The sequence below is a fragment of the Microvirga sp. genome (assembly GCF_014699075.1).
Lineage (GTDB): Bacteria > Pseudomonadota > Alphaproteobacteria > Rhizobiales > Beijerinckiaceae > Microvirga.
In genome coordinates this window covers 20,223-45,253 of record NZ_JACXAB010000010.1, presented here as the reverse complement: position 1 = coordinate 45,253, position 25,031 = coordinate 20,223, and the positions used below count along the sequence as shown (strand labels likewise).

Annotated in this window: 22 protein-coding genes; 14 read left to right on the top strand and 8 right to left on the bottom strand. The window is 66.0% G+C overall.

What is annotated here, in order from left to right:
• Positions 1–73: 73 nt before the first annotated feature.
• The 3 genes from tesB (at position 74) to IC232_RS15990 (ending at position 3,018) form a co-directional block, all read left to right on the top strand.
• A complete protein-coding gene (gene tesB / locus IC232_RS16000) occupies positions 74–934 on the top strand; it encodes an acyl-CoA thioesterase II (protein ID WP_190845986.1) in 861 nt (286 codons plus the stop codon).
• 369 nt (positions 935–1,303) lie between these two features.
• Positions 1,304–1,642, top strand: coding sequence for a P-II family nitrogen regulator (locus tag IC232_RS15995; RefSeq protein WP_190845985.1), 339 nt, complete (start codon positions 1,304–1,306; stop codon positions 1,640–1,642).
• A 35-nt stretch (positions 1,643–1,677) separates the two neighbouring features.
• Positions 1,678–3,018, top strand: coding sequence for an ammonium transporter (locus tag IC232_RS15990; protein WP_190845984.1), 1,341 nt, complete (start codon positions 1,678–1,680; stop codon positions 3,016–3,018).
• Between the two features lie 312 nt (positions 3,019–3,330).
• Here IC232_RS15990 and IC232_RS15985 read toward each other — a convergent pair whose 3' ends face one another.
• From IC232_RS15985 to IC232_RS15975, 3 genes are read right to left on the bottom strand one after another with little or no spacing between them, the layout of a single operon-like run.
• A complete protein-coding gene (locus IC232_RS15985) occupies positions 3,331–3,930 on the bottom strand; it encodes an SCO family protein (protein WP_190845983.1) in 600 nt (199 codons plus the stop codon).
• 15 nt (positions 3,931–3,945) lie between these two features.
• Complete coding sequence (locus IC232_RS15980) at positions 3,946–4,884, bottom strand: DUF1775 domain-containing protein (RefSeq protein WP_190845982.1); 939 nt, start codon at positions 4,882–4,884, stop codon at positions 3,946–3,948.
• Between the two features lie 39 nt (positions 4,885–4,923).
• Positions 4,924–5,304 carry a hypothetical protein gene (locus IC232_RS15975; RefSeq protein WP_190845981.1) on the bottom strand — a complete coding sequence of 127 codons (381 nt, stop codon included), beginning with the start codon at positions 5,302–5,304 and terminating at the stop codon, positions 4,924–4,926.
• Positions 5,305–5,491: 187 nt separating this feature from the next.
• On the opposite strand from IC232_RS15975, the gene IC232_RS15970 reads away from it, so the two are divergent.
• The 5 genes from IC232_RS15970 to IC232_RS15950 all read left to right on the top strand — a co-directional run bounded on the left by IC232_RS15970 (position 5,492) and on the right by IC232_RS15950 (position 12,914).
• On the top strand, positions 5,492–8,077 hold the full coding sequence (locus tag IC232_RS15970; protein WP_190845980.1) for a DNA translocase FtsK: 2,586 nt from the start codon (positions 5,492–5,494) through the stop codon (positions 8,075–8,077).
• A 100-nt stretch (positions 8,078–8,177) separates the two neighbouring features.
• The gene (locus IC232_RS15965; protein ID WP_190845979.1) at positions 8,178–9,104 is read left to right on the top strand and encodes an outer-membrane lipoprotein carrier protein LolA; all 927 of its coding nucleotides are present in this window, start codon (positions 8,178–8,180) and stop codon (positions 9,102–9,104) included.
• 227 nt (positions 9,105–9,331) lie between these two features.
• Entirely contained in the window at positions 9,332–10,147 is an 816-nt protein-coding gene (gene xth, locus IC232_RS15960; RefSeq protein ID WP_190845978.1) for an exodeoxyribonuclease III, read from the top strand.
• Positions 10,148–10,186: 39 nt separating this feature from the next.
• A complete protein-coding gene (locus IC232_RS15955; protein WP_190845977.1) occupies positions 10,187–11,086 on the top strand; it encodes a Gfo/Idh/MocA family protein in 900 nt (299 codons plus the stop codon).
• Positions 11,087–11,201: 115 nt separating this feature from the next.
• A complete protein-coding gene (locus IC232_RS15950; RefSeq protein ID WP_190845976.1) occupies positions 11,202–12,914 on the top strand; it encodes a methyl-accepting chemotaxis protein in 1,713 nt (570 codons plus the stop codon).
• Between the two features lie 12 nt (positions 12,915–12,926).
• Here the strand turns inward: IC232_RS15950 and IC232_RS15945 are convergent, their stop codons facing one another.
• Together IC232_RS15945 and IC232_RS15940 are read right to left on the bottom strand one after the other, a co-directional pair.
• On the bottom strand, positions 12,927–13,421 hold the full coding sequence (locus IC232_RS15945) for a cyclic nucleotide-binding domain-containing protein (RefSeq protein ID WP_190845975.1): 495 nt from the start codon (positions 13,419–13,421) through the stop codon (positions 12,927–12,929).
• A 9-nt stretch (positions 13,422–13,430) separates the two neighbouring features.
• On the bottom strand, positions 13,431–14,117 hold the full coding sequence (locus IC232_RS15940) for a response regulator transcription factor (RefSeq protein ID WP_190845974.1): 687 nt from the start codon (positions 14,115–14,117) through the stop codon (positions 13,431–13,433).
• Positions 14,118–14,351: 234 nt separating this feature from the next.
• On the opposite strand from IC232_RS15940, the gene IC232_RS15935 reads away from it, so the two are divergent.
• Positions 14,352–14,885 carry a L,D-transpeptidase gene (locus tag IC232_RS15935; RefSeq protein ID WP_190845973.1) on the top strand — a complete coding sequence of 178 codons (534 nt, stop codon included), beginning with the start codon at positions 14,352–14,354 and terminating at the stop codon, positions 14,883–14,885.
• A 4-nt stretch (positions 14,886–14,889) separates the two neighbouring features.
• On the top strand, positions 14,890–15,738 hold the full coding sequence (locus IC232_RS15930; protein ID WP_190845972.1) for a RimK family alpha-L-glutamate ligase: 849 nt from the start codon (positions 14,890–14,892) through the stop codon (positions 15,736–15,738).
• 263 nt (positions 15,739–16,001) lie between these two features.
• Here IC232_RS15930 and IC232_RS15925 read toward each other — a convergent pair whose 3' ends face one another.
• Positions 16,002–17,516, bottom strand: coding sequence for an ABC-F family ATP-binding cassette domain-containing protein (locus IC232_RS15925; protein WP_190845971.1), 1,515 nt, complete (start codon positions 17,514–17,516; stop codon positions 16,002–16,004).
• 335 nt (positions 17,517–17,851) lie between these two features.
• Complete coding sequence (locus IC232_RS15920) at positions 17,852–18,787, bottom strand: LysR family transcriptional regulator (RefSeq protein WP_190845970.1); 936 nt, start codon at positions 18,785–18,787, stop codon at positions 17,852–17,854.
• A gap of 118 nt (positions 18,788–18,905) precedes the next feature.
• Between IC232_RS15920 and IC232_RS15915 the strand changes: the two genes are divergently transcribed.
• Entirely contained in the window at positions 18,906–19,898 is a 993-nt protein-coding gene (locus IC232_RS15915; RefSeq protein ID WP_190845969.1) for an aldo/keto reductase, read from the top strand.
• Between the two features lie 150 nt (positions 19,899–20,048).
• On the opposite strand, the gene IC232_RS15910 is transcribed toward IC232_RS15915, so the two are convergent.
• Positions 20,049–20,735, bottom strand: a complete 687-nt coding sequence (locus IC232_RS15910) for a YggS family pyridoxal phosphate-dependent enzyme (protein WP_190845968.1) — start codon at positions 20,733–20,735, stop codon at positions 20,049–20,051.
• 125 nt (positions 20,736–20,860) lie between these two features.
• Here IC232_RS15910 and leuS point away from each other — a divergent pair, with 125 nt between their 5' ends.
• The 3 genes from leuS to holA are packed head-to-tail and all read left to right on the top strand — an operon-like array spanning position 20,861 to position 25,023.
• On the top strand, positions 20,861–23,482 hold the full coding sequence (gene leuS, locus IC232_RS15905) for a leucine--tRNA ligase (RefSeq protein ID WP_190845967.1): 2,622 nt from the start codon (positions 20,861–20,863) through the stop codon (positions 23,480–23,482).
• A complete protein-coding gene (gene lptE, locus IC232_RS15900) occupies positions 23,469–23,999 on the top strand; it encodes an LPS assembly lipoprotein LptE (protein ID WP_190845966.1) in 531 nt (176 codons plus the stop codon). The genes leuS and lptE overlap by 14 nt, the downstream gene beginning before the upstream one ends.
• Before the next feature lie 4 nt (positions 24,000–24,003).
• Positions 24,004–25,023, top strand: a complete 1,020-nt coding sequence (gene holA, locus IC232_RS15895; protein ID WP_190845965.1) for a DNA polymerase III subunit delta — start codon at positions 24,004–24,006, stop codon at positions 25,021–25,023.
• The last annotated feature ends 8 nt before the right edge of the window (positions 25,024–25,031 follow it).

Here is a 25,031-nt window from a genome sequence, read left to right as displayed (position 1 = left end):
CAGCGTCAAGCTTGACGTGTCGAGGCCGCTCCGTGATGGATGACCTTTCGTGATCACAGGATTTTTGAGGCCCATGTCCCGCGCCGTCACCGATCTTCTTGCCATCCTCGACCTCGAACAGCTCGAGGTGAACCTGTTTCGCGGCCAGAGCCCCAAGAGCGGCTGGCAGCGGGTGTTCGGCGGGCAGGTGATCGGGCAGGCGCTGGTGGCCGCCACCCGCACCGTGGAGGGACGCCATCCCCATTCGCTCCACTGCTATTTCATGCTGCCGGGGGATCCCAAGGTTCCGATCATCTACGAGGTCGACCGCATCCGCGACGGCAAGAGCTTCACCACGCGCCGGGTGCTGGCGATCCAGCACGGGCAGGCGATCTTCTCCATGTCGGCGTCCTTCCATGTGGAGGAGGACGGCTTCGCCCATCAGGCCGATATGCCGAAGGTGCCGGGCCCGGACGAACTCCCCAGCGAGGAGGAGGTGAAGGGCGGCCTGATCCTCAAGATGCCGGAGCCCATGCGCACCTATTACGAGCGCGAGCGCCCGCTGGAGATCCGCCCCGTGGAGCTCAACCGTTACATGTCCCGCGATCCGGGCGAGCCGCGCTTCCATGTGTGGATCAAGACCACCGGCCGGCTGCCGGACGATCCGGCGATCCACCAGAGCGTGCTGGCCTACGCGTCCGACATGACGCTCCTCGACACCTCGCTCATCCCCCATGGCCGGACGGTGTTCGAGCCCGAGATCCAGCCGGCGAGCCTCGACCACGCCATGTGGTTCCACCGGCCGTTCCGGGCCGACGAATGGCTGCTCTATGCGCAGGATACGCCCAATGCCGGCGGCGCCCGCGGCCTGTCGCGCGGCCTCATCTTCCGACAGGACGGCACCCTGATCGCCTCGGTGGCCCAGGAAGGCCTCATCCGCGAGCGCCGGCGCTGAACTAATTAAGGTTGCGACACTCCCAGCCCTCCTCCCCCTTGTGGGGAGGAGTTGGAGGTGAGGGTGTAAACGAGTGCCTATCCGCGTGTGGCGCCAGCACCCCACCCTGCCCCTCCCCACAAGGGGGAGGGAAAGAGAGCCTGGGCTAACTAAGAGAGCCGGCTCTCAACTGCTCAAAGATTCATCAAACGGGCTACTTTCCAGCCAAATCCCCACTGCCTTGAAAAGAGGCAGCAGCCTCTCGCCATAGCCGGCAAGGTTTGGCACGTTCCTTGCATAAAGCCCCCCGACACCCGCGCCTGGAGCCGGGTTCGCGTTGGAACCGTCACCCGGAGTTTTCGGGCAGACGCAAGCAAGGGGGCCTGACCCATGAAGATTGTGATGGCGGTCATCAAGCCGTTCAAGCTCGAGGAAGTGCGCGATGCGCTCACCACCCTCGGCGTGCACGGCCTCACTGTGACCGAGGTGAAGGGATATGGACGGCAGAAGGGCCATACCGAGATCTATCGCGGCGCCGAATATGCCGTGAGCTTCCTGCCGAAGCTCAAGATCGAGGTGGCCGTGCCGAGCGAGCTGGTCGACCCGGTGATCGACGCGATCACGGCCTCCGCGCGCACGGGCCAGATCGGCGACGGCAAAATCTTCGTCACCTCGCTCGAAAAGGCGGTTCGCATCCGCACCGGCGAGACCGACGGCGACGCCCTTTAATCCTCTTTTTTGCTGATTTTTCGAGGTTCGATCCGATGACCTTCTGTCCTCTTCTCCTGCCGGCGCTCGGTGCGCTGGGTATAAGTCTCGTGGCTCTCGATCCTGCCCTGGCGCAGGACGCCGCCGCTCCAACCGTCAACAAGGGCGACACCGCCTGGATGCTCGTCTCGACGATCCTGGTGATCCTCATGACGATCCCGGGGCTCGCCCTGTTCTATGGCGGCCTCGTGCGCACCAAGAACATGCTCTCCGTGCTCATGCAGGTCTTCGCAGTGTTCTCCCTCGTGTCGATCCTGTGGGTGTTCTACGGCTACTCAGTGGCCTTCACGTCCGGCGGCGAAGGCATGCTCGGCGCCATCGTCGGCGGATTCGGGAAGGCGTTTCTCGCCGGCGTGACGACGGATTCCACCGCCGACACCTTCACCAAGGGCGTGGCGATCCCGGAATTCACCTTCATCGCCTTCCAGCTCACCTTCGCGTGCATCACGCCGGCTCTGATCGTCGGCGCTTTCGCGGAGCGCATCAAGTTCTCGGCCGTGATGCTCTTCACGGGCCTGTGGCTGACCTTCGTCTACCTGCCCATCGCCCATATGGTGTGGTTCTCGGAAGGCTATCTGTTCGGTCTCGGAGCGCTCGACTTCGCGGGCGGCACGGTGGTGCACATCAACTCGGGCGTCGCCGGCCTCATCGGGGCGCTGCTCATCGGCAAGCGCATCGGCTACGGCCGCGACCTGCTCGCGCCGCATTCGCTGACGCTCACTTTTGTGGGCGCCTGCCTGCTGTGGGTCGGCTGGTTCGGCTTCAACGCCGGCTCCAACCTCGAGGCCACCGGCGGCGCGGCGCTTGCGCTCCTGAACACCATCGTGGCCCCGGCCGCGGCCGGTCTCGCCTGGATGACCGTGGAGGCGCTCCACAAGGGCAAGGCCTCGCTGCTCGGCATCGCCTCGGGCGCGGTCGCGGGCCTCGTGGCCATCACGCCGGCTGCGGGTCTTGCCGGCCCGATGGGCTCCATCGTGCTCGGTCTCGTGGCCGGCGCAGCCTGCTACTTCGCGGTCACAGGCGTGAAGAACGCGCTCGGCTATGACGACGCGCTGGACGTGTTCGGCATCCACGGCGTCGGCGGCATCATCGGCGCCATCGGCACCGGCATCGTAGCGGCTCCCTCGCTGGGCGGCTACGGCGTCGGCGAATACTCGATCGGCGGCCAGGTGGTGACGCAGGTCATCGCCGTGGTGGTGACCCTGGTCTGGACCGGCATCGGCTCCCTGGTGCTGTTCAAGATCGTCGATGCTATCGTGGGCCTGCGCGTCACGCACGACCAGGAGCGCGAAGGTCTCGACCTCGCCGACCACGGCGAGCGCGCCTACAATTACTGAAGAACAGCCTTCCAGAGGCACAAACGGAAAAGCCCCGGTCATGATGGCCGGGGCTTTTCTTATAATCATCCGAACAACGTCATCCCGGACGAAGCGGAGCGAAGATCCGGGATCGCATGCAGGATAGGGTGCAGGTCTCCCTCTCCCTGAGGGAGAGGGTTGGGGTGAGGGGTTACAGGCTCATCCGGAGAGGACGCTAACCCCTCACCCGGACCTCCGGTCCGACCTCTCCCCCCGGGAGAGGTGATCCTGCGCCACACTCGTCCGACGATCCCTGGTTCTGCTCCGCAGCCCCGGGATGACACTGATCAATTACCCGTTCTTCACCAACTGCCGCAGCTTCGCGCGCCGGGTCTCCTCCGGCTCCTGGAAATTGGATGTGCCGTAGAACTCGCCCTTGCTATTCATGAGAAACAGCGTCGCCGAGTGGTCCATGGTGTAGCTGCCGTCGGTGGGCACCTTGCGGTAATAGATCTTGTAGGCGCGGGCCGCCGCCGCGATCTCGTCCTGTGTGCCGGTGAGACCGACGATGCGCGGATCGAAGGACGACAGGTATGTCTTCATCAGCTCCTGCGTGTCGCGCTCCGGATCCACCGTGATGAAGGCGGCCTGCAGCTTTTCGGCATCTTGGCCCAGCGCCGCCATATCCTGCGTGAGGTCGTAGAGCGTCGTCGGGCAGACCTCCGGGCAATGGGTGAAGCCGAAGAACACCACGAAGGGCCGGCCCTTGAGGTTCTCTTCGGTGAACGGCTTGCCCTCATGGCTCGTGAGCCTAAACGGACCGCCGATCGGCACCTTGCCGGCGCTCTGCTGCGATCCGGACGGGAAGAGCAGCAGGCCCGCCGTGACGACGAGCACCAGCAGGCCCGCCGTGAAGACGAGAAAGGGAATGAGAAGGCGTTTCATGGTCATCGCTCGTCTCCCGTGTCAGTGCTTGTGCTCGGCGGGAGCTGCCCCACCCATGCCGCGCACGGTGTATTCCACCTCGACAGGTCCGGCCTTCTCGAAGGTGAGCGTTCCCTTCAGGGTCTGCCCCTCCTTCAGGGGCTCCTTCAGGTCCAGGAACATGAGATGGAGCCCGCCCGGCTTCAGTTCGACGGTGGCACCGGGCTTGATCTCGAGCCCGTCCTCCACCGGCTTCATGCGCATGACGTCGCCCTCGAGCTTCATCTCATGCACCTCGACCTTGGAAGCGAGCGGAAAGGATCCGCCGGTGAGGCGGTCGGGCGCTGTGCCGGTGTTGGTGATGCGAAGATACCCGCCGCCCACCTTGGCGCCGCCGGGGGTGGCGCGCGACCAGGGCTGCTCAAGGGTCAGGGACCCTGCTTTCATCGGGGTCGGCGCAGCACCTTGCGCGGCCGCGATCTTCACGCCCGGCGCAGGCGATTTGAGGTTGTGCGGGTCCTCGCCGGTGGCGGGCACCTGCGTCCATTCCTCCACTGCGCCGTCGCATTCCTGCACCACGGGGAAGAAGACCGTGGCGCCGGGCTGGTAGGCATCGGTGAAGCGGGCCTGGAACACGAACTCGTCGTAATGCCCGTCATCGAGGGAGCCGGTCCAGATGATGTCGGTCACACCCTCCGAAACGGCCTCGCCCTGGACCTGATAGGCGCGCACATAGGCGCCCTTGGTGGCCTCAAGCTTCCAGCCGGCCTTGGGCATGGGTTTCACGGCGACGATCCCTTCCGGGATACGCACGCGCACTTTCAAGGTCGGCTTGCCGTCGCATCCGTGCGGGATGCGTAAAGTGGCCTTGTAGGTAGAGTTGGGCGCCGCCTGCCCATTCTCGAAGGTCACATGGGCGAGAGCAGGGGAAGAAATGGCGATGAGCGCGCCAGCAAGCGCGCCGAAGCGGGACAAAGTCATGAATGGAAGTCCTTGCAGAATGGGAATCGAAGTCGGCGATTAACCGAGGCGCGGCGGCGCGCGCGATCCCAGGGGCAGGACATTGGAGGTAAGGCGTAGGCGCGGCAGCTCCGTCGTGCGGTCACTTGCGAGGCTGAAAGATGCGATCCGCTCGGGAGCAGCTGTAAGGGGTGCCGGCCCTGCCGTCCCGGAGCCGTGGCAGCTCAAGGTGCAGCAGAGAGTCCCGTGATCCTTGGCAGGCGAATGATCGGGCCCGGCCGAGCCGTCCTGAACGCAGATGATCCCCACCGTCTCGGCCGCAACCGCCGCATGAACGGCGCCGCTCGCGGACAGCAGCAGGGCCTGCAGGACGAAGGCATAGGCCATCACCGCCGCAATAGCGGCGCGTGTCCAGCCCTGTGCCGAGGTCCTGCATCTCATGGCCGGGACACTGGTCTTTTGCCCGGCGAACGTCAACCGCGCAAAAGGCCACTGGAGCTTCCAGCCATGCGCGACCAATGAAGCCACTTTTCCCCACCCGATGCACTTACGGTTAAAGGACCCTTAACCCGCCCGCGCTAGCATCCAGGCAATACTGTCTCGTCCTGTGGTTTTTTCGAGTGGTTTGATGCGCGCGGCCCGCCGTTCTTCTTCCGCCTATGATGGCCTCTTCAGCTCTTTGCGAGCCTTCCTGGCCCGCCGGGCCCAGGAGCTGACGGGCCTGTGCCTGATCGCCTTCGCGGGCGCGGTCGCCGTGGCGCTCGCCACCTGGTCGGTGGACGATCCAAGCCTGAACAACGCCACCGACCTGCCGGTGCGCAACCTCATCGGCTGGCCCGGCGCCATCGTGGCCGATCTGTTCATGCAGCTTCTAGGGCTCGGCGCCATCGCGGCCGTGCTGCCCCTGGCGCTGTGGGGCTGGCGGCTCATGAAATCGGGCGCGCTCGGCCGCCTGCAGCTGCGCCTCGCCCTCTGGGTGATCGGCGCGGGCGCCGCGACGGCGCTGGCCAGCGCCCTCCCCCCGACCCAGAGCTGGCCCCTGCCCACGGGCCTCGGCGGCGTGGTCGGCGATGCGATCCTGGCCGGCGCCAAGGCCATCACGGGGCTGTCCAACGGCTCGGCCAGCGCTGTGCTGGGCTTCCTGTTTGCCGGCGTCGCGATCCTGACCCTCTCGGCGGCCTGCGGCCTGGGACCTGCAGACGAGCGGCATCGCGAGGAGCCGGAGGAGATCGAGGATCCGGTCCCGGTGCGCCGGCGCAAGCTTCAGGACTGGGACGAGGCGGAGGAGATCGGCCGCGACGAGCCGGGCTGGGGCATCGTGTCCCTTGGGGCGCTGGCCCATGGGGCGATGAGCCTGCGCGCTGCCGCCCGCCGCTGGCGGGAGGGCCGCAGCGCCGTTCCCGACGAGGACTACGACGACGCGCCCGCACCCGCGAAGCGCTCCGCCCGTCAGCGGGGCGTCCGCCGCGAGCCCATCCTCGACGGCGCACCGGCCCGCCCGCGACAGTTGCCGGCCTCCGCTCCCATGCATGACGATGAAGACGAGGCCCCCTGGGACGAGGACGAGGCTCCCCCGGCGCGCCCTGCCGCCAGGCCCGAACCTGCCCCGACCCGGGTCGCGCCGGCCCACACGGCGCCGAAACCCGGCAAGCGCATGGCGCGTGAGTCGCAGCCGTCGCTGCTGGATGAGGAGAACTACCAGCTGCCGCAGCTCGGCCTGCTCGCCGAGCCCAAGCGCCCGGCCGGTCCCACCATCTCGGCCGAGGCCCTGGAGCAGAACGCGGCCCTGCTCGAAGGCACGCTCGAGGATTTCGGCGTCCGCGGCGCCATCTCCAAGGTCAATCCCGGTCCTGTTGTGACGTTGTATGAGTTGGAGCCTGCGCCTGGGACGAAGTCGTCTCGCGTGATCTCTTTGGCCGACGACATCGCCCGCTCCATGAGCGCGGTGTCGGCCCGCGTGGCGGTGGTGCAGGGCCGCAACGCCATCGGCATCGAGCTGCCCAACCACAAGCGCGAGACCGTGTTCCTGCGCGAGCTCCTCGCCTCCCAGGACTTCGAGAGCACCAAGCAGAAGCTCGCGCTCTGCCTCGGCAAGACCATCGGGGGCGAGCCGGTCATCGCCGATCTTGCCCGCATGCCGCACCTCTTGGTGGCCGGCACCACCGGGTCGGGCAAGTCGGTGGCGATCAACACCATGATCCTGTCGCTCGTCTACCGCCTCACGCCGGCCGAGTGCCGGCTGATCATGGTCGATCCCAAGATGCTGGAGCTGTCCGTCTACGACGGCATCCCGCACCTGCTCACCCCTGTTGTGACCGACCCCAAGAAGGCCGTGGTGGCGCTGAAATGGGCCGTGCGCGAGATGGAGGACCGCTACCGCAAGATGTCCAAGCTCGGCGTGCGCAACATCGACGGCTTCAACGCCCGCGTGGTGGAGGCGAAAGCCCGCGGCGAGACCATCACCCGCACGGTGCAGACCGGCTTCGACCGCGAGACCGGCGAGGCGGTGTACGAGGACGAGGTGATGGAGCTCGATGCGCTGCCGTACATCGTGGTGATCGTCGACGAGATGGCCGACCTGATGATGGTGGCCGGCAAGGAGATCGAGGGCGCCATCCAGCGCCTGGCCCAGATGGCCAGGGCTGCCGGCATTCACGTGATCCTGGCCACGCAGCGGCCGTCTGTGGACGTGATCACCGGCACGATCAAGGCGAACTTCCCGACCCGGATCTCGTTCCAGGTCACGTCGAAGATCGACAGCCGCACCATCCTGGGCGAGATGGGCGCCGAGCAGCTCCTGGGGCAGGGCGACATGCTGTACATGGCGGGTGGCGGGCGGATTACGCGCGTGCACGGGCCGTTCTGCTCGGACGAGGAGGTGGAGAAGGTGGTGGCGCACCTCAAGCGCCAGGGGCGGCCGCAGTACCTGGAGGCGGTCACCGCCGACGAGGAAGAGGCAGCCCCACCGGACACACCGGTGTTCGACCAGGGCGAGTTTGGGGCACCCAGTGGCGACCTGTACGATCAGGCGGTGGCGGTGGTGCTGCGGGACAAGAAGGCGTCCACATCCTACATCCAGCGCCGGCTGCAGATCGGCTACAACCGGGCGGCCTCGCTCATGGAGCGCATGGAGCAGGAGGGCATCGTCGGACCCGCAAACCACGCCGGAAAAAGAGAGATTCTGCTTGAATCTCCGGGAGTGGGAGACGATTAAAGCCCCTGACCGGAACCTTGGCCGCGGCCCTGCGTCATTGTTGAGCCCTATGCAATGGCCCGGCAACCGTCATGATGGTTTCGGTCAGGAGATTCTTCGGATGCGTCCCCTCCCCTTTGTTGCTTTGGTGACGGCCTTGTCCGCTGGTGCGGGCATCCTGCCGGCCATGGGGCAGACGCTGCCGATCGAGATGATCCTCCCGCCCGCGCGGCCCGCCGTCCACGGCTTCAGCCGCACGGCCGCGCCCCTGCCGACCGCCTCTTTCCATCATGCGGGATCCGCGCAACATGCGGCTCAGCCGGTCCGGCCGGTGATTCCCAGGCCCGCCAACGCGCAGCAGATGCTCGCCGCGACGGCGCCCCTGCCGCCGAGCCGCCCGGTCATGGATGAGCCCGAGGCTAACCCTGAACCAATCATCATTACCCCGAAGCCCATCGTCACTGCTTCGGCCGTTCCGGTGGCCCTCAACCAGCCGCTGCCCAACAGCGTGGTGGTGGAGCGGGCCAATGCCTTCTTCACGAACCTCAACACCATGGTGGCGGACTTCACGCAAGTGGGCGGCGACGGGCGCCGGCAGGGTGGCACGCTCTATCTCCAGCGGCCCGGCAAGGTGCGGTTCGAATACGATCCCCCGGCCACCCTCCAGGTGGTGGCCGACGGCCGCTCGGTGGCCGTGCGCGACCGCAAGCTCGCCACGCAGGATCTCTATTCCATCTCGCAGACGCCGCTGAAATTCCTCCTGCGCGAACGGGTCAATCTCGGCCAGGACATCAAGATCACCGGCATCACCAACGACGGCAATGCGGTGCGGATCAACCTGGAGGATTCCTCGACGCTCGGCGGCACCTCCCGGATCACGCTCTTTTTCGACCCCCAGGTGGAGAGCCTGAACCAGTGGCGCATCATCGACGCGCAAGGGTTCCAGACCATGGTGGTGCTCGACAAGGTCGAACGGGGCCGCCGGATCGACCAGGATCTGTTCAAGATCCAGTACGAGGCGGTCATCGGCGCGGGGAATAACCGGTAGCCGGGAGACCCAAGTGGAGACCGCAGCACCCCACAGCCTCATCCTGAGGAGGACCGTCAGGTCCGTCTCGAAGGACGAGGCGTCTCCAGGGACCACTGGATCATCCTTCGAGACGCCGCTGCGCGGCTCCTCAGGATGAGGCCAGAGTGAAAACGGACCTGAAGCCCGCCCTTCCCTCCAGACAAAATCTGTCGTAGCCGAAAAGGGTCTTCCGAGGGGCCTCATCCGTGCAACTGACCGTCTCGACCTGGAACATCAATTCCGTTCGCCTGCGCATCGATCAGGTGGGCCGCTTCCTGAAGGAGCGCCGCCCCGACATCCTGTGCCTGCAGGAGACCAAGTGCCCGAACGACAAGCTGCCCCTGAAGGACCTGCAGGCCTTCGGCTATCCGTTCGTGGTCCATATGGGCCAGAAGGGCTATAACGGCGTCGCCATCCTGTCCCGCTATCCCTTTGCCGAGACGAGCTTGATGGAGATGTGCGGACGCCAGGATGCCCGCCACATCACCGTGACCTTGAGCCGGGAGGCCAAGGCCGCGGCGGGTCTGACCATCCATAATTTCTACGTCCCGGCCGGCGGCGACATCCCGGATCCCGAGATCAACGAGAAATTCCGCCACAAGCTCGATTTTCTCGCCGAGATGCGCGCATGGGGCAGCAAGGCCAAGCCCGCCGCCGGCCCGGCGATCCTCGTCGGCGACCTCAATGTGGCGCCCCTCGAGCACGACGTGTGGAGCCACAAGCAGTTGCTCGACGTGGTGAGCCATACGCCGGTGGAGACCGAGATGTTCGAGGACCTGCGCCAGGAGGCGGAGTGGATCGACGCCATGCGGGTTCTGCGGCCCGAGCCGGAAAAAATCTATTCCTGGTGGAGCTACCGCTCGCCGGACTGGGCCGCCGCCGACAAGGGCCGGCGCCTCGACCACATCTGGCTGTCGAAGGGCCTGAAGGATACCTTGCGCACCATGGACGTCACCCGCGACACCCGCGGCTGGGAGCGCCCCTCCGACCACGCGCCCGTGACGGCGGTGCTGGAGCTGTAAGCCGCGCGTCCAACCCTCACACACTCGGCGGATTTGATCATGCACGGCATTGGAATTGTCGGCCTCGGCACGATGGGCCGGCGCCTCGCGGACAGCATCAGGGCGAATCCTGCCTTCACGATCGTGGCAGCCTACGATCCAGCCGTTACGGAGACTGCGATCCCGATGGCCGGCAGCGTCGCCGAGCTCGTCGGCAACCCGGCCGTTCGCTGCGTGTACGTGGCGACGCCGCCGCTCACCCATGAGGAGATCGTCAGGACCGTGGCGGCCAGTGGCAAGGCGCTTCTCTGCGAGAAACCGCTCGCAGCCTCGCCGGAATCAGCCCGGGCCTGCGTCGATGCAGTCACACGGGCGGGCATCCCGGCCGCCGTCAACTTTCCCTTTGCAAGCGCCCCCGCGGCCGTCCGCTTGAAGGAACTGGTCGACACCGGGGCTCTCGGCGAGAACCTGTCGGCCCATCTGACCCTGCGCTTCCGGCAATGGCCCAGGGAGTGGCAGCAGGGCGCCGCCTCGTGGCTCGCCGGGCCGGAGCAGGGCGGCTTCACCCGGGAGGTGGTCTCCCACTTCGCCTTCCTGGCCCTGCGCCTGTTCGGCCCGGGGCGCCTCGCGGAATGCACGGTCGAGCGCGGACCCATGGGTACCGAAACACGGGTCCGTGCCGTGCTGCAGTTCGCGTCAGCCTCCATGACCATCGATGCCGCCGTGGACGGCGACCAGAACGAATTCAACCGCTTCGAGGTGAAGGGCTCACGAAGTTCGGCCGTCATGAGCGAGTGGTACCGCCTGACCCATGAGAGCGGCGATATCGCGCCTGAGCGGGCCGATGCCCGACAGATCGCGGAGCTTGCCCTGCTTCTGGACGGCCGCCCCAACCGGCTGGCGACCTTCGAGGAAGCCGCCCAGGTTGTTTCGCTCATCGAAGAGATTCTGAAATCCTAGAATCTCGCGCTTCAGCACTCGGGGTCGCGCGGGAGTTCGCGTGCGATTGCCTTTGACGGGTTGTTAACCGCTGTTTGCGAAAGAGGCTGCACAACGTTCCCTAAGGTCAACAACCGTGCAGTTCCTCGCCAACCGGAAGCTTTCCCACCTCACGACCGCCGCCATGGTGGCCTTCGTCGTGATGACCGCCGCCGCCCTCTTTGCGGTCGTGTCCCTTCAGACCCGCTCTGACGTCCAGAGCAAGGCGCTGGCGCAGCTGCAATCCAACGTGCGGACGTTTGTCGGCATCCTGCGCGGCTCCATCGGCAGCCTGACCGTCAAGAAGGACAGCACGGGGGCGATCACCGGGATCACGGTGAACGACGATGCCGTGTTCTACAGCGACGAGCTTGCCGACCGCATCGCCGAGGCCACGCAGGCGCCGGCGACCCTGTTCGTGAAGGACAAGACGAGCGGAGACTTCATCCGCCGGGCCACCAACATGCGCAACCCCGACGGGACGCGCGCGGTCGGCACCGCCATGGACCGCAAGGGCGTGGTCTTCCCCATCGTGTCGGCCGGCAGCACCTATGTGGGCCAGGCGAAGATCCTCGGGGGTGACTATCTCCTGGTGAACCTGCCCGTCTTCGGCCAGAGCGGACAGGTTCTGGGCGTGCTCGGCAGCGGGTTCCAGGTCACCGCGCTCGAAGCCTCGGCCAACCGCCTCATGTGGCAGATGGGCATGGTGTCGCTCGCCGCCGTTCTCGTGCTGACGCTGGCGGCGATCCTCTCGGCCCGGATGCTGTTCCGGCCGATCCCGAAGCTTGCCGGCACCATGAACGGCCTCGCCCATGGTGACACCTCCGTGACGGTGCCCTACCTTGCCTGGAAGAACGAGATCGGCGAGATGGCCCGCGCGGTGGAGATCTTCCGCGAGAACACGGTCGAGCGTCAGCGGCTTGCCGTCGAGCAGGCCGCCGAGAGCGACGCCAAGATGCAGCGCGCTTTGAGGCTGGACGGCCTGACCCGTCAATTCGAATCCAACGTGTCGGCCCTGACGCAGGGGCTCGCCACCGCCGCATCGCAGATGGAAGCCACCGCCCAGACCATGACGGCCACGGCCGAGCGCACCAACCAGCAATCCGTCAGCGTGGCGGCCGCAGCCGAGCAGACCTCGGGCAGCGTGCAGACGGTGGCAGCCGCCACCGAGGAGATGTCGATCTCGATCCGGGAGATTGCCCGGCAGGTCACCCAGTCGTCGCAGATCTCGTTCGAGGCCGTCGAGAGCGCCAAGCGCACCAACGGCATCGTGCAGGCGCTCGCCGACGGCGCGCAGAAGATCGGCGAGGTCGTTGCCCTCATCAACAGCATCGCGAGCCAGACCAACCTGCTGGCGCTCAACGCCACCATCGAGGCCGCCCGCGCCGGCGAGGCCGGCAAGGGCTTCGCGGTGGTGGCCTCCGAGGTGAAGAACCTGGCCACCCAGACCGCCAAGGCCACTGAGGAGATCGGCTCGCAGATCGCTCAGATCCAAGGCGCAACGCAGGAGGCGGTGGATGCCATCCACGGCATCCAAACCGTGATCGACCAGATCTCCAGCATCTCCACCGGCATCGCCGCCGCCATGGAGGAGCAGGGCGCAACGACGGGCGAAATCTCGCGCAGCGTCCAGGAAGCGGCCCGTGGCACCGGTCAGGTGACGCAGAGCATCGACAGCGTGAAGCACGGTGCAGGCGAGACCGGCGTTGCGGCGGTTCAGGTGCTGGACGCAGCGCAGGAGCTGGCCCGTTACGCCGAGAATCTGAGCCGCGAGGTCGACGTCTTCCTGTCCGACGTCAAGGCAGCGTGAGGGTTAAACCCCTCACTTGTCCTCCTGCGGGACGTCCGGACGGTCCTCGCCGTCGATGGCGATGAGCTGCTGGCGCACGCGCTCCAGGCCTTCCGTGAGGCGGGTCAGCTCCTCGGCCATGGCCTCGTGGATCGCCGCGGCGGCGTCCGGGAACTCCTCCAGCACCCGGCGCATCAGGCTGGGGGTCACGCGGATGATGGCGGAGGGCTCCTGCGCCGTGGCGGTGGCGCGGCGCTCGATGCGGGCGAACAGGGCCGCCTGCCCGATCAGCGCGCCGGTGCCGGCCACGAAGGCGGCCGGCGAGCCGTCGTCGGTGGCATCGAGCGCAATGGACCCGCGGGTCACCACATAGCCGCCGTCGGACCGGTCGCCCTTCTTGAACAGCACGTCGCCCTCCCGGTACGTGCGGTTCTCCGACGCGAAAGCGACGAGGCGCAGCGCATCCTTCTCCAGCAGGTTGAACAGCGGAGCCTGGCTCAAAGTGGCGATGTCGTCGTCGAGGGCCATGATGCGTGTTTAAGGGATCAGCTTGTAGCCGCCCGGCTCCGTCACCAGGATGCTGGCATTCGACGGATCGGTCTCGATCTTCTGGCGCAGACGGTAGATATGCGTCTCCAGGGTGTGGGTGGTGACGTTGGAATTGTAGCCCCACACCTCGGTGAGCAGGGTGTCGCGACCGACCACGGCCTGGCCGGCCCGGTAGAGATAGCGCAGGATCGCCGTCTCCTTTTCCGTCAGCTTGAGCTTGGAGCCCTTCTCGGTGGTGAGCATCTTGGAGCCGGGACGGAAGATGTAGGGCCCGATCTGGAACACCGCGTCCTCGCTCGCCTCGTACTGGCGCAGCTGCGCGCGGATGCGGGCAAGCAGCACGGCGAACTTGAAGGGCTTCACCACATAGTCGTTGGCGCCCGCCTCCAGGCCCATCACGGTGTCGGTTTCCGAGCCTTGCGCGGTGAGCATGATGATCGGGCTGCGGAAGCCGTTCTGGCGCATGACCTTGACGGCCTCGCGGCCGTCCATGTCGGGCAGGCCCACATCCATGATGGCGAGATCGATCCGGTCGCCCTTCACGGCCTCGATGGCGCCATTGGCCGTCTCCGCGATGGTGACCTGGAACTCGTCATGAAATCCGAGCTGTTCGGCTAAGGTGTCGCGCAGATCCTGATCGTCATCGACGACGAGGAGGCGGCTGGCATTCGACATCTGAAACCCTTCACACGATGAACTGCATGGTGGCTGGAGCGGCCCTTCAAAAGCGAAGAACCCTCAAGCCCCGAGCCGGTTCGTTCGCCCCTTGTCGCCGCTCATGATCCGGATCGACTACCGCCGCCGAGGGTGAACGTCGGCGCGAGCCTTGAGCTGCGGATCATGCTCGACGCATAAGAGTAGTCATTCCCAGCTTGACAACAAGGGGCGTCCGAGGCCCTTCCACTGCCGATGAAACACTCTCGCGTCAATGTTATCCGTGTTTTCCGCTCCCCGCTCGACCATCGGCGCGGGTCTCTCAGGGCGGGAAACCTCGTGATTCCCTGCGCCTTGGGACGCTCCGGCACCTCCCGGGCCAAGCGCGAGGGCGACGGCGCCTCGCCGGTCGGGCGGTTCAAGATCCTGCAGGCCTTCTACCGGGCCGACCACGGACCGCGCCCCCGCACCGGCCTGCCCTTGAGAGCCATTCGCCCCGGGGACGGCTGGTCCGACGACGTGCGGGACCGGCGCTACAACCGCCTCGTTCCCCTGCCCTGCCCCACGAGCAACGAAAAGATGTGGCGCGACGACCACCTCTACGACGTGGTGCTCGACATCGCCTGGAACCGCGGCCCCATCATCAAGGGCCGCGGCAGCGCCATCTTCCTGCACCTCGCCCGCCCGGGCTTCCTGCCCACGGAAGGCTGCGTGGCCGTGGACCGCCGCATGATCCGGCGGCTCCTGGAGCGGATCGGGCCGAAGACGCAGATTGAGATCGTGGGGTGACCGCATGATCCTGATCGCCACCTGTTCCGAATACCCGCACCCGACGCCGAACCTCGAGGCCCTGGTGAGCGCCCTGAAGGCGCAAGGCCTGGACGCGGCCTATCTGCCCTGGAAGACGACGCCGCTGGAGACCTTTGTCGCGACCGACGCGGTGCTGCCGCTATGCTGCTGGGATTACTACGACAATCCCGGGCGCTTTCTCGCCTGGATCGATGCGCTGGAGGCCAGGGGCGCCAGACTGCTCAACCCGCCCGAGCTGCTGCGCTGGAATTTCCGCAAGACCTATCTGCTGGAATTGGCCGCGGCGGGATTGGCCGTGCCGAAGACCTTCCACTTAGCCGACGCCAGCCGTGAGACGATCGCGCAGCGGATGGAGGCGGAGGACTGGGGAACCGCCGTGCTCAAACCAGTCTCCAGTCAGAACGGACATGGCATCCAGAAACTGGATCATGCGGAGCGCGCCCGATGGTCGCTTGAGAGCATGACCGGCGAAGTTCTGCTACAGGAATTTCAAGCCGATATCGGGGCGCTCGGCGAGACCACCATGACCTTCATCGACGGCGCGTTCTCCCATGCGGTCCGCCGCGTGCTCAAGCCCGGCGAATGGCGGGCCAATCCGCAATACGGCATCACCTACGAGCGCGTCGCGGTGAGCCGGGACGTCATCGAAACAGCGCAGGCCTATATCGATCACCTGCCGCAAACGCCGCTTTACGCGCGCGTCGACGGGCTCGTTCGCTCCACCGGCTTCATGCTGATGGAGCTGGAACTGATCGATCCGTACCTCTATCTCGAATTCGCGCCCGGCAGCGCGGATGTGATGGCGCGGGCCATCCTGCAGCGGCTTGGGTAAGGATGCAGATCAAGCTGCAGCCAGAGAGGCCGGCGACCGGAAAGCCGGGACACAATGTCTTCTTCCAGGATGTGTGAAGGTTGCGACAGCATCCCCTCTCCCGTGCGGGAGAGGGGCAGGGGTGAGGGTATGACGGTCAACCAGCCCGGCGATGCCATCGCGGCTGTGGCACGGTTCCCGTAGCGCCACATCCGGCATCGTCCTTCCCTCACCCCAACCCTCTCCCACATGGGAGAGGGAGTGTTGCGTACCATCGCAATCGCTCAGCCGATTACACTCTTGTAAAACGCCTCCGGTCCGTCGATCTCGCGCAGCCTCCCCTTGTCGATGAGCAGGAAGCGAGTGCCGATGGCGGTCACGAAGCTGCGGTCGTGGGAGACCACGATGCAGGTGGCTTCCGCATCGAGGATCTCAGATTCCAGCTGCTCGCGCCCCGGGATGTCCACGTGGTTGGTGGGCTCGTCCATCAGATAAAAATTCGGCTCGGAGAGGCGCAGCGCCAGAAGCCCGAGCCGCGCCTTCTGGCCCGGCGACAGCCTGGCGATCGGCAGCCCCTGCCGCTCGATGGAAAAGCCCGCCTCCGCCAGAACCGCGCGGCTGCGCTGATCGCCCAAACGAAATTGCGACAGAATGAAATCGTGCGCCGTCGCCTTGTCCGGCAGCTGGCGCATGTCCTGATCGACGTAGCCGAGAGCGAGGCTCGGGCTCACCCGAATGCTGGGCAAGCCGTCGGGCAACCGCATCGCTCGATGCAGCAATTGGACCAGTTGCGATTTGCCCGCGCCGTTGCGGCCCAGCACCACGATCCGGTCACCCTGCGCCACCTCGAGCTTGGGGATCGTGAAGAGCTTGCGTGCATCGGGCGTATGCACCGTCACGTTCTCCAGCGCCACCAGCACCCGCGCATGGGTGCCGCGATTGCCGAGCCGGATCTCGCCCGTGCGTTCCTTGTGCACGGACCGTGCAGTCTGCTCCAGGGCTTCGGCCCGGCGCTTGATCTGCGCCGACTTGATCTGCGCGGCCTCGCTGCCGCTGTTGATGCCCACATTGCGCAATTCCTGCGCGCTCTGGCGCAGGCGCTTGACCTCGCGCAGGGTTTTTTCGCGCTGCGCCTGAGCCGACGCATCATGCGCCTCCAGCAGATCGCGGGCACGCCGGTAGGGATACGCGAAGGAGATGGATTCCTCCGGTCTTAAGAAGAGCGTCTTGCTCGTGCAGGCATCGAGAAAGTCGCGGTCGTGGCTCGCCACCACGATGGGCGCGGTATAGCCCGCAGTGTTGATCCACGCTTCCAGCTTGAACAGCTTCTCCAGATCGAGATGGTTCGTGGGCTCATCCAGCAGAAGGATGTCCGGCTCGGTGATCCAGGCGCGCGCAATGAGCGCGAGCCGCTGCCAGCCGCCGCTGAGCGCCCGCATGGGCAGGCGGCGCAGATCGGCCGGCGTATCGAACTCGTCGAGCACCATGTCCACGCGCCATTCTTGGGCAACGCGCTCATCGACTGGAATCGCCTGATGCAGGACGTCGTGGAAGGACAGGTCGAGGAGACCGGCGGGAACGTCCTGCTCGACAAGCGCGACGCGCAGGCCCCGCGAGCGGACGATGTCGCCATGCGTGGGCTCAACAAGGCCGGCGAGGCATTTCAGCAGGGTGGATTTGCCGGCCCCGTTGGCCGCCACAAGGCCGAGGCGGTCGCCCTCGCCGATGACGAGGTTCAGGTTCTGGAATAGGGGCGTGTGGGCGACGATGCCGACATTGCGAAGATTCAGGGAAGTCATGGATGAGGTCTCTGGTGCAGCGCGCTCAGGCCTAGGCCTCAAGGAGCGCGAAAAATCGTGAACGTGTCAGACGCGCCGGATCCTTGCGGATGACAGGCGCGATAAGCCGTTCAGAGCTGACCAGAATGACATGAAGGCGGTTGAGAGCATCTTCGGCAAAAGCGGGACCGGTTTTACGCTCGAAGATGCGGCACTGAAAATCCGCTGTCAGATCCGTTCGATGGTCGGCCCTGCAACATGCTGCTGCAGGGCATGCCAGGGGCCGAACTTGCGTTGATGCATCGCTTCCAGCATGCAGCCCTCCCTGGTTCGAGTAGCGGATCAATCGTTTGAGCTTAACCGGAATGGACCACGGATGCAACGCCGCCGGCTCCAAGCTCCGGCCGGCGCTTGATGAAATCGACGAAGGCGCGCAGGGGTGCGGGCATGTGGCGGCGGCTCGCGTAGTAGAGGAAGGGTCCTGAGAAAGGCTGCAGCCAGTCCTCCAGCACCGGCTCCAGGGCGCCGCTCTTCAACGCGTTGTCCAGGAACCCCGCGAAGGTGGCGATCAGCCCAAGGCCCTGGATGGCGGCGGCGATCTCCAGGTCTATGTTGTTGGCGATCACCCGCGGCGTGGGGCTGATCTTCACGACCTCACCGTCGCGTTCGAACTCCCAGGGGTGCATCACCCCGCTGGCGAAGCGGTGGCGGATGCAGGCATGGTTCAGCATATCCTTCGGGTGCGCGGGACGACCATGCGCGGCGAGATAGGCGGGCGACGCGGCGACGATGAAGCGCTGCACCCGCGGGCCGATGGGCACGGCGATCATGTCCTTCTCCAGCCGCTCGTCGTAGCGGATCCCCGCATCGAAGCCCGCTGCCAGCACGTCGAGGAAGGTGTCGTCGGTCGTCACCTCCAGGCTGATCCCGGGATGAGCGGCGAGGAACGGGCCGATGATCGACGGAAGCACCAGGCGCGCCACGGCGGTCGGAACGTTGAGGCGCAGGGTCCCGGTCGGAGAATCGCGAAAATCGTTCACCGCTTCGAGGGCGGCAGACACCTCGCCGAGCGCCGGCGCAAGACGCTCCAGCAGCCGCTGGCCCGCTTCCGTGGGCGTGACGCTGCGGGTGGTGCGGTTGAGCAGGCGAACCCCCAGCCGCGCCTCGAGTCGACGCAGGGCCTCGCTCAAGGACGAGGCCGAGACCCCGCGCAGGCGCGCCACGCTGCGGAAAGAGCGTGCGCGGGCGACCGCCGCGAAGGTATCGAGATCCGCCAGGTCCACATCGGTCATTGTTCGAAAATCCAAACAGCCTGTTCCTGTTATGACGGATTATCGCACGGGCAGGAAGCGGGCATGATCCGTCCATGCCAGCCCGCAGAGCTGGCCAGACATCTGAGGAGATCACACCATGCAGCAGCGTCGTCTCGGACAAACCGGCCCTTCCGTCTCAGCCCTCGGCCTCGGCTGCATGGGCATGTCGGGCATGTACGGCCCGGCCGACAGGCAGGAGAGCATCAGCACCATCCATGCGGCGCTTGAGGCCGGCGTCACCCTGCTCGATACGGGCGATTTCTACGGCATGGGCCACAACGAGATGCTGATCGGCGAGGCGCTGCAGGGGCGCCGCGATCAGGCGCTCGTCAGCGTGAAGTTCGGCGCCATGCGCGAACCAAGCGGCGCCTGGCTCGGCTACGACGCCCGGCCGCAGGCGGTCAAAAGCTTCCTGGCCTATACCCTGCAGCGCCTGAGGGTCGATTACATCGACATCTATCGCCCGGCCCGGCTCGATCCGAACGTGCCGATCGAGGACACCATCGGGGCCATGGTCGACATGGTGAAGGCCGGCTATGTGCGCCATATTGGGCTGTCGGAAGTGGGCGCCGACACCATCCGCCGCGCCGCCGCCGTGCATCCGATCTGCGACCTGCAGATCGAGTATTCCCTGATCTCGCGGGGGATCGAGGACAGCATCCTGCCCGCCTGTCGCGAACTCGGCATCGGCATCACGGCCTATGGGGTGCTCTCCCGCGGCCTGATCAGCGGCCATTGGCAGGACAAGGCCACCGGCCCCGGCGATTTCCGCTCCCACAGCCCGCGTTTTCAGGAAGGCAATGTGGAGAAGAACCTCCAGCTGGTGGAAGAACTCCGCCGGCTGGCCGAGGCCAAGGGCGTGAGCGTGGCCCAGATCGCTATCGCCTGGGTGGCCGCTCAAGGCGAGGACATCGTGCCCCTCATCGGCGCCCGCCGCCGCGACCGGCTCAGCGAGGCGCTTGGCGCGCTCGACGTGACGCTGACGGACGAGGATCTCGCGGCCATCGAGCGTGTCGTCCCCAAGGGCGCGGCCGCCGGCGAACGCTATCCCGCCGCCCAGATGGCGATGCTGGACAGCGAGAGGGTTTGAGGAAAGGGGTGAGTAATCGCTCCTCACGGTCTCTCACCTCATCCTGAGGAGGTCGCACAGCGTCCGTCTCGAAGGAGCTTCCAGAGGGCGCTGGAAGCTCCTTCGAGACGCAGACTACGTCTGCTCCTCAGGATGAGGGTTGAGGAAGGATCAACGACTTGGGTGGCGCGGTCTGGCCCCGAAAATCGCGCTGCCCACCCTAACATGGGTGGCCCCTAACTGGATCGCCGCATCGAAGTCGGCGCTCATGCCCATCGACAACGCTTTAAGGCCATGCCGCTGGGCGATGGTGTTGAGCAGGGCGAAATGCGGCGACGGCGGGTCCTCGGCCGGCGGGATACACATGAGGCCGTCGATCGTCAGGCCATATTTCGTGCGGCAGGCCTCGAGGAAGGCATCGACCTCGGTGGGGATCACCCCGCCCTTCTGCGGCTCCTCGCCGGTGTTCACCTGAACGAGAAGACGCGGGGTCCTGCCCTGCCGGGTGATCTCCTTGGCCAATGCTTCCGCCAGCGAGGGCCGGTCGAGGGTGTGGATCACGTCGAAAAGCTCCACCGCCTCACGCGCCTTGTTGGATTGGAGCGGGCCGATCATGTGCAGCTCCACGTCCGGATAGCGCTCGCGTAAGAGCGGCCACTTGGCTTTCGCCTCCTGCACATAGTTTTCGCCAAACACCCGCTGTCCGGCGGCGAGCACCGGCTCGATAGCCTCGGCCGGGAAGATTTTTGAAACGGCCACGAGGGTGATGGAGGCAGGGTCGCGGTCGTAATCGGACGCCGAGCGCCGGATGCTCTCCTGCACCAACTTCAGGCCTGCGACGGCATCGTTCTCGCTCATGGGACCCTCTCGCGATCATCTCGCACACGCGAAACCGTTGACCGCGCGGGAGAGCTGTGTCCTAGTCCGCCGCAACGTGGCGGCGCAAGCCGCTTGAATCTTCAAATGACGGATAAAGACGGAAAATGAGGCCTGAGCGCTACAACGCCAAGGAAGCCGAGCTGAAATGGCGGAAGGTCTGGAACGACCGCGACCTGTTCAAGACCAACAACGACGACCCGCGTCCGAAATACTACGTGCTCGAGATGTTCCCCTATCCGTCGGGACGCATCCACATGGGCCACGTGCGCAACTACACCATGGGCGACGTGGTGGCGCGCTACAAGCGGGCCCGCGGCTTCAACGTGCTGCATCCCATGGGCTGGGACGCCTTCGGCATGCCGGCCGAGAACGCCGCCATGCAGAACAAGGTCCACCCCAAGGAATGGACCTATGCCAACATCGCCACCATGCGCGCGCAGCTGCAATCGATGGGTCTCGCCATCGACTGGAGCCGTGAGATCGCCACCTGCGATCCGAGCTATTACCGGCACCAGCAGCGCATGTTCCTGGACTTCCTGGAGGCCGGGCTGGTCGACCGCAAGACCGCCAAGGTGAACTGGGACCCGGTGGACCACACCGTGCTCGCCAACGAGCAGGTGATCGACGGGCGCGGCTGGCGCTCGGGCGCCCTGGTCGAACAGCGCGAGCTGACCCAGTGGTTCCTGAAGATCACCGATTTCGCCCAGGACCTGGATGACCAGCTCGACACGCTGGATCGCTGGCCGGAAAAAGTGCGCCTGATGCAGCGCAACTGGATCGGCCGCTCCGAGGGCCTGCTGGTGCGCTTCGCGTTGCGCCCTGAGACCGTGCCGAACGGCGAGACCGAGCTGCAGATCTACACCACGCGCGCCGACACGCTCTTCGGCGCGAAGTTCATGGCGGTTGCGCCCGATCATCCGCTGGCCAGGGCCGCGGCCGAAAAGAACCCGGAGCTCGCCGCCTTCATTGAGGAGTGCAAGCGCGTCGGCACGGCCCAGGAGGCCATCGACAAGGCCGAGAAGCTCGGCTTCGACACCGGCATCCGGGCCGAGCATCCGTTAGACCCGAGCTGGACGCTGCCGGTTTATGTGGCGAATTTCATCCTGATGGAATACGGCACCGGCGCCATCTTCGGCTGCCCGGCGCATGACCAGCGGGACCTGGATTTCGTCAACAAGTATGGCCTGGGCAACACGCCTGTCGTGTGCCCGCCGGATGTGGACCCGGCCGCCTTCGTGATCACCGACGTGGCCTATGACGGCGAGGGCCGGATGATCAATTCCCGCTTCCTCGATGGCATGACCATCGCGGAGGCCAAGGAAGAGGTCGCCCGCCGGCTGGAAGCCGAGACCCGCGGCAACCGTTCTGTGGCTGAGCGCAAGGTGAATTTCCGCCTGCGCGACTGGGGCATCTCGCGCCAGCGCTATTGGGGCTGCCCGATCCCGGTCATCCATTGCGATGCCTGCGGCGTCGTGCCGGTGCCGAAGGACCAGCTGCCCGTGGTGCTGCCGGAGGACGTGTCCTTCGACGTGCCGGGCAACCCGCTCGACCGGCACCCGACCTGGACGCACGTGAATTGCCCGCAATGCGGCGCCAAGGCGCGGCGCGAGACGGACACCATGGACACCTTCGTGGATTCGTCCTGGTATTTCGCCCGCTTTACCGATCCGACCCTGACGGATCAGCCGACGGATCGCGCAACAGTCGATTCCTGGCTGCCGGTGGATCAATATATCGGCGGCATCGAGCATGCGATCCTGCACCTGCTCTATTCGCGCTTCTTCACCCGCGCGATGAAGAAGACCGGTCATGCCGGCCTGGACGAGCCGTTTGCCGGCCTGTTCACGCAGGGCATGGTGGTGCACGAGACCTACAAGGATCAGAGCGGCGGCTGGGTGCTGCCCTCCGACGTGCGCTTCGAAGCCGAGGGCAATGTGCGCAAGGCCTTCCATGTGGAGACCGGTGCTCCGATCGAGATCGGCTCGATCGAGAAGATGTCGAAGTCGAAGAAGAACACGGTCGATCCTGACGAGATCATCGCGTCCTACGGCGCGGACACGGCCCGCTGGTTCATGCTGTCCGACTCGCCGCCGGAGCGCGACGTGATCTGGACCGAAGAAGGCGTGCAGGGCGCGGGCCGCTTCATTCAGCGCGTGTGGCGCCTGATCGGCGAGATCGCGGACCGTATGTCTGGCAGCAACGGCGCTTCCGCCGAGGGTCCGATTGCGCTCGCCGTGCGCAAGGCCGCCCACAAGGCGCTCGCTGCCGTCGAGGAGGATGTGGAGCGCCTGCGCTTCAACCGCTGCGTCGCCCATCTCTATGAATTGGCCAACGCGCTGCAGGATCTGGCGAACCAGGCGAAAAGCGCGGATGAGCCGGGCGTCGGCGCAGCCTTCGCGGAAGCCGGACGCATTTTCGTGCAGCTGCTCGCTCCCATGATGCCGCATCTGGCGGAGGAATGCTGGGAGGGCTTAGGTCAATCCGGCCTCGTGGCGGATGCCCCCTGGCCGCAGGTGGACCGCTCGCTGCTGGTCGAGGACACGGTAACCCTGCCCGTGCAGGTCAACGGCAAGAAGCGCGCCGACGTGACGGTTGCCCGCGACGCGGATCAGGCTACAGTCGAGGCTGCCGTGCTGTCCCTCGAGGCCGTGCAGAAGGCCATGGAGGGCAAGCCCGCCCGCAAGATCATCGTCGTTCCCCAGAGGATCGTGAATGTCGTCGCTTAACCTGATTGCCCGCGTCGCTCTCGTGACGGGCCTTCTCTTCAGCCTGTCCGCCTGCTTCCGGCCTCTCCACGGCCCGACGACCTCGGGGCAATCGCTCCAGACGGAGCTTGCCTCCATCGACGTGCCGGAGGTGGAATGGCCGCCTCAGCTGGCCAATGCGGGGCACTACCTGCGCAGCGAGCTGATCTATGCGCTTAACGGCTCAGGCTCGGCGACGCCGAAGCGCTATAATCTGCGTCTCGCCTTCACGAAGTCACAGACGAGTCCGATCGTTGATACGCAATACGGCACGGCGAGCTCCGTCATCGTCGGCGGAACGCTGACCTATACGCTGACGAGCCTCGACGGAGCCACGGTGATCACTCAGGGCACGGCCACGTCCAGCGCAAGCTTCGACCGCTTCCCGCAGCGTTTCGCCAACATCCGGGCGGCGCGTGACGCGGAGATCAGAGTCGCCAAGGATCTCGCCGACCAGGTGAGGACCCGGCTGTCGGCGGTGCTCGCCACCAGAACCTGACATCATGGTGGCCGTCAAAGCCGGTGACGTGGAGGGGGCGCTGCGGCGTCCTGATCCGCGCATCGGCGTCTTCCTGTTCTACGGGCCCGACATGGGCCTCATCAACGAGCGCGCCCGGATGGTGGCCGAGCGCTCCGTGGACGATGCCTCCGACCCGTTCCAGATGATCCGCATCGACGGCGACGACATCGCGGCCGATCCCGGACGCTTGGCGGACGAAGCCGGCACCATGGGCCTGTTCGGGGGCAAGCGCGCCATATGGGTGAAATCCACCTCGCGCAACATCGCGCCGGCCGTGGATGCCGTCCTGAAAGGCGAATTGCAGGACACGGTGATCGTCATCGAAGGCGGCGATCTCCAGAAATCGTCACCCCTGCGCACCCTCTGCGAGCGCTCGCAGAAGGCGCTTGCCCTGCCCTGTTATGCGGACGAGGCCAAAAATCTCGGTGCCGTGGTCGACGAGGCCCTGAAGGCGGGCGGCTTTTCGATCCAGCGCGACGCCCGCACGGCCCTGATCGCGAGCCTCGGCGGCGACCGCCTCGCCACCCGCGGGGAACTCAACAAGCTGATGCTCTATGCCCATGGCCAGCGGGAGATTACGCTCGCCGACGTGGATGCCATCATGAGCGACGTGTCGAGCCTCGCCATGGATGCGGTGATCGACGCCGCCTTCGCCGGCGAAGGCACGGGCCTCGAGACCGGCTCCCGGCGCCTTGCGGCTGAGGGCGTGAATGCGGGCGTGCTGCTCGGCGCAGCGCTCCGCCATGCCCTGATGCTGCTGACGGCCCGCCTTACTATCGAGGAAGGTCGCTCGATCCCGGCCGTGATGGAAACCATGCGCAGCCTGCATTTCCGGCGAAAGCCCCTGGTGGAGCGCCATCTCCAGCGCTGGACCGGCGACAGCCTGAAGACCGCCATCTCTCTACTGCAAACCAACCTGCTCCAGACCCGCCGCATGGCCGATCTCGGCGACACCATCGCGGCCAAGACCCTGCTCGACATTGCAAGGACGGCGCGGCGGTGATCTGGTTT

Excerpts from the sequence above, each read along its gene's own strand:
- IC232_RS15920 (WP_190845970.1), bottom strand. The coding sequence starts at position 18,787 with ATGACCGATGTGGACCTGGCGGATCTCGATACCTTCGCGGCGGTCGCC.
- IC232_RS15935 (WP_190845973.1), top strand. The coding sequence starts at position 14,352 with ATGAAACACTCTCGCGTCAATGTTATCCGTGTTTTCCGCTCCCCGCTC.
- lptE (WP_190845966.1), top strand. The coding sequence starts at position 23,469 with ATGTCGTCGCTTAACCTGATTGCCCGCGTCGCTCTCGTGACGGGCCTT.
- IC232_RS15975 (WP_190845981.1), bottom strand. The coding sequence starts at position 5,304 with ATGAGATGCAGGACCTCGGCACAGGGCTGGACACGCGCCGCTATTGCG.
- tesB (WP_190845986.1), top strand. The coding sequence starts at position 74 with ATGTCCCGCGCCGTCACCGATCTTCTTGCCATCCTCGACCTCGAACAG.
- IC232_RS15965 (WP_190845979.1), top strand. The coding sequence starts at position 8,178 with ATGCGTCCCCTCCCCTTTGTTGCTTTGGTGACGGCCTTGTCCGCTGGT.
- leuS (WP_190845967.1), top strand. The coding sequence starts at position 20,861 with ATGAGGCCTGAGCGCTACAACGCCAAGGAAGCCGAGCTGAAATGGCGG.
- IC232_RS15990 (WP_190845984.1), top strand. The coding sequence starts at position 1,678 with ATGACCTTCTGTCCTCTTCTCCTGCCGGCGCTCGGTGCGCTGGGTATA.
- IC232_RS15945 (WP_190845975.1), bottom strand. The coding sequence starts at position 13,421 with ATGGCCCTCGACGACGACATCGCCACTTTGAGCCAGGCTCCGCTGTTC.
- IC232_RS15980 (WP_190845982.1), bottom strand. The coding sequence starts at position 4,884 with ATGACTTTGTCCCGCTTCGGCGCGCTTGCTGGCGCGCTCATCGCCATT.
- IC232_RS15995 (WP_190845985.1), top strand. The coding sequence starts at position 1,304 with ATGAAGATTGTGATGGCGGTCATCAAGCCGTTCAAGCTCGAGGAAGTG.
- IC232_RS15970 (WP_190845980.1), top strand. The coding sequence starts at position 5,492 with ATGCGCGCGGCCCGCCGTTCTTCTTCCGCCTATGATGGCCTCTTCAGC.
- IC232_RS15925 (WP_190845971.1), bottom strand. The coding sequence starts at position 17,516 with ATGACTTCCCTGAATCTTCGCAATGTCGGCATCGTCGCCCACACGCCC.
- IC232_RS15955 (WP_190845977.1), top strand. The coding sequence starts at position 10,187 with ATGCACGGCATTGGAATTGTCGGCCTCGGCACGATGGGCCGGCGCCTC.
- holA (WP_190845965.1), top strand. The coding sequence starts at position 24,004 with ATGGTGGCCGTCAAAGCCGGTGACGTGGAGGGGGCGCTGCGGCGTCCT.
- IC232_RS15910 (WP_190845968.1), bottom strand. The coding sequence starts at position 20,735 with ATGAGCGAGAACGATGCCGTCGCAGGCCTGAAGTTGGTGCAGGAGAGC.
- IC232_RS15985 (WP_190845983.1), bottom strand. The coding sequence starts at position 3,930 with ATGACCATGAAACGCCTTCTCATTCCCTTTCTCGTCTTCACGGCGGGC.
- IC232_RS15940 (WP_190845974.1), bottom strand. The coding sequence starts at position 14,117 with ATGTCGAATGCCAGCCGCCTCCTCGTCGTCGATGACGATCAGGATCTG.
- IC232_RS15930 (WP_190845972.1), top strand. The coding sequence starts at position 14,890 with ATGATCCTGATCGCCACCTGTTCCGAATACCCGCACCCGACGCCGAAC.
- IC232_RS15915 (WP_190845969.1), top strand. The coding sequence starts at position 18,906 with ATGCAGCAGCGTCGTCTCGGACAAACCGGCCCTTCCGTCTCAGCCCTC.